The organism is Saccharopolyspora tripterygii, from assembly GCF_054778355.1.
This window is the reverse complement of record NZ_BAAGZP010000039.1, coordinates 1-4,056: the sequence shown is the minus strand read 5'-3', so window position 1 is coordinate 4,056 and position 4,056 is coordinate 1. Positions and strand designations below refer to the sequence as shown.

The window sequence follows — 4,056 nt, the reverse complement described above, 5'->3', positions numbered from 1 at the left end:
CGCTCCGCCACCAACGGATTCGCCACAACAACCCCCAGAGTCAACCAACAAGATTCAGATCAACGTCTCGTCGACCTTGCTCGCGATGCACGGTCGAGAGGACCTGCGAACTGGTTCGGCGCCATGCAGACGCGTCCGCAGTGAACTTCGCCCGCCATTTTCCCGAATCCGGGACAACATCTCCGAACAAGGGACGTAGCAGCGGCAAATCGGCCTACATTCACCGACTCGGATGGATCTGCGTGATGGCCCCGGGGTGCACAGATCCACCCAGGAGAACCTCCTGTGATTTCTTCGCAAAACCTGTCGCCGTCGCCCCCCAACCACCTCCGTACAGGAATGTGGCCTTGTCACGTCCCGCCTGTGTCGAAACGTCGAGGACACTGCCGACACCGCCGCCGCCAAGCTCTTTGTGCTTTTGCAGGTCGATCGCAACCGTCCGCTGGCCAGGTTCACGGTTGGCTACCGCGACCCCGTAATCCTTCGTGGTGGAAATGAACCGGGATTTGTATCCATCCCCACTGCCCTTGCCGACGTGTCCAGACGGCGTGCCCATCTCGTCGTACTTTATTTGGTCTTTCTTGGGCCCCTTGACGTACCTCTGCGGCACGAAATCCTTGTCCTTGGGGAACAGGCCCTTGCCCGGGTCCTCGTCCTTCCGGATGTTCCGGTAGACGATGCCGCGGGAACCGCTACTACAACCACCGGGCGAACCGGTGAGGCCGAGCGGATCCATCCACGTGAGCGGGTTGTGCACGTACGCGGCAGGGTTCGGTGACGGGGCGAGGCCGAGCGGGTCGTTGCTGGTGAACCGAGCCGTGGCCGGGTCGTAGTAGCGGTGAACGTTGTAATGCAAACCCGTTTCGGCGTCGAAGTACTGTCCAGGGAAGCGCAGGGGCGTGCTGGCCTGGCCAGGAGCCGACTGCAGCGGCTCGCCCCACACGGTTGACCTGGCCTGCCACGCCAGGTTCCCGCGCGCATCCACCAGCTCGGTCGGCGTGCCGACGAGGTCGGTGACGATCGAGTAGAACGCGACGTCCACCCACTGCTGCTCGGCAACGCGCGCCCGCTCGGTCTGAGTGATCGGGACGACGCTGTCATCCTGCTCGTAGTTCCAGACGGTGGCGCTCCGGCCGTTGTGCACCTGTTCGACCAGCACGGTGTCGTCCCAGGTGAACTCCACCTCCTCGGCGACGGTGACGCCGTCCGGCGCAAGCCGCTGCTTGGCCACCCGGCGGCCGAGTCCGTCGTAGCGATAAACCCAGCGGGTGCCGTCCGGCATGACCACGCTGATCAGCCGGTCATCGGCATCCCAGCTGAAATGCCAGGTGTCGGGATTGCGGGACAAGCGCTTCTTCTGCCGCATGACGACCCGGCCTTGCGCATCGTGAACGTAGTACAAGCGTCCTGCGGCCTGGAGCCTGGTGCCCTGGTACTTGCGCGAGCCCTGCGCATCGGGATCCGTCGTGGAAACGCCCTGCCACGCCGCGTCCACCACGTTGCCCGCACCGTCGTAGGCATAGCGCTCGGACCAGCCAGCGCCACTCACGCCAGTCACCCGACCGACGTCGTCGAGTTGGAACGAGCGGTTCCCGGCCAGTCGGTCGTCGATGGCCACCACGTTGCCGTCCGGGCGGTAGTGGTAACTCCGCTGCTGGACTGGCCCCGCCTGCGGATTGCCTCCGGCGACGCCGGACATGCGTTGCTCTACCAGTCGGTCTCGCACGTCCCACCGCCTCGTCAGCGCAGTGCCGGTGTCGAGCGACCGTTCGACCTCGCGGCCGGCCAAGTCGAATCCGAAGCTCAGCGTCCGCCCACTGGTGCGCAGCCCGGTAGCCTGGTGATCAAGGTTGTGGCTCCACACGCTCTCCGCTCCCGTCGGCGTGCGCCGATACACCCGCCGCCCGGCCGGGTCGTAGCGGGACTCCAACGCTCGGCCGTTCACGACCTCGCGGACCACACGCCCGAGCACGTCCCGTTCCAGGATCACGTCCGCGTCCGCGTTGACCGCGCGCACCAATCGTCCGGCCGCGTCGTACTCGAAGTACGAGACCTGGTCTCCGCAGTGCTTCTCCACGACGTTGCCGAGTTGGTCTCGCACGAACCGCGTCACCTCGCCGGCTCCGTTGACGCGCTCGATGAGCTGGCCAGCCGCATCGTAGCGGTAGCGGATCTCGCGGCCGTCGAAGTCCCTCTCCGCGATCAGGTTACCTGCGGCGTCATACCAGTACTTCCAGCTCAGCCCACTCGGATCGCGGACTGCGGTCAACCGGAGCACGGTGTCGTAGTCGAATTCCAGCCTGCTCCCGTCGGGTCGAGTTTCGCTGGACGGCAGGTCAAAGTGGGTTGTTTCCACACGGGTCAGCTGTCCCCGCTCGTCGAGGTGCCCGACCTCGTTGCCTTCCGAATCGTACTGTCGGACTTCGGTAGTGCCGTCCGGCAAGGTTTGCGACAGGAGGTTTCCCTCAACCGTCCACCGAAGCTTGGTAACCCCGTCGAGCGGGTCGGTGATCGCCGCGATCCGGCCGAACTGGTCCCGGGTGTAGCGGGTGGTGGCACCCTGGCGGTCGGTAACGGCAAGCACACGGCCGGCCTCGTCGTTCTCAATGCGGAGCACGCCGCCGAGTGGGTCTGTGATCGCCGCGAGGTAACCGTTGTCGTCGTAGGCATATCCGATGGTGGCGCCGGAAGGATCTGTGACAGAGCTCTTGTTCCCGAGTTCATCGTAGGTGTAGCGCCACACCCCGCCATCGGCCTCAACCACTGCGGTGCGCCTGCCAAGCTCGTCGTACTCGGCGAGTTCCTGGGTGCCGTCCGGTCGCGTGATGGCAGCGAACTCTCCGAACACGGTGTAGCGGTAGCGATGTGCACGGCCGAGCGGGTCGGTACGGGACAACAATCGGTTGTACTCGTCCCATTCCGACAACGTCACGTGCCCGAGCGGGTCGGTTTCACGGACCAGCTGGTGAGCCTCGTTGAAATCGAAACGGGTCGTGTGGCCCTCGGCGTCGGTGTAGATCGTGGTTGAACCGTCGTAGGTCCACTCGCCGGTGAGTGCACCTCCCGATCCCTCGGTTCGCACAACTCGTCCGGTGCTGTCGTAGTGGTACGCGTACCACTCGCCGTTGCGGTCCTCCCAACGCGTGACCCGGCCGGCGGCGTCGTAGCTGAAGCGCATAGATCGACCGGACGAGTTGATGACCTCCGCAAGTCTTCCGTCCACGTACGAATACCGGACGAGCGGGATGGTGTGGTCCCCGTCGCGCAGCTGGAACTGAGTGATCAACCCGTGGTCCGTGACCACGTCGACGTGGTGGCCGCCGGAATGACGGATTCCAGTGAGCACACCTTCGTCGTAGTCGAAATCGATTCGATCCCCATTGCCATCCACCACGGCAGAAATGGGTGCTACACCAGCACGCTCGGGACCAAAGTGGAGGATTTCTCCAGTCAGCGGCCGCCAGATCCGAAAACCGTCTTCAGCGCGGACCAACGGCCACCTCGGCCCTGCCTCCGGAAGCGCTTCGCCGCCGCCTACCGGTTCCGGGTACACCAGCAGAGCGCCGTCCTCGGACGCGTACACCACTCCCTGCGCGTCGAACTCCAGCCGCTGGTCCACCGTCGACGCCCAGGTGCGACCGAACAACCGGCCCGCGCGGTACGACGAGATGTGGCTGCGTTGCAGCACCAGTGGCAAAGCAGCTTCGATCCGCACGTCCACCGTGGAATCGAACATGTCCCCGGTAGCCGGATCCACCGGATCGCCGGAACCGGGCTTGCAACCCTTGTCACGTCCGGCGATCGTCGTGTCTTCCGGTCGGGCAGCGCTTGTTTCGGTACGGCTGCCCTTACTGCCTGGCGGGGGCGATCCGTCGGCGCTCTGCGGCACCGTGGATGCGTTATCGCTCCCCTTACCCGGTCCAGGAGGCGGCGCGCCGTCGCCGTCGAGGTTCCTCGACCCCGAACCGCCCGCCGAAGCCGCGTTCGTCGAGGCCGGACCGTCGTTCTTGCCGTCGTTCTTCTTGATCTTGTCCAGCTGCTTCGTGGCGTCACCGA

The 4,056-nt window shown here is 65.1% G+C and carries 1 protein-coding gene; it reads right to left on the bottom strand.

Annotated elements, in window-relative coordinates; translation table 11 throughout:
- Positions 1-220: 220 nt before the first annotated feature.
- Positions 221-3,889: an RHS repeat-associated core domain-containing protein gene (locus ACYVF3_RS27350; RefSeq protein WP_461157135.1), complete on the bottom strand. Its 3,669-nt coding sequence runs from the start codon at positions 3,887-3,889 to the stop codon at positions 221-223.
- Positions 3,890-4,056 lie beyond the last annotated feature (167 nt).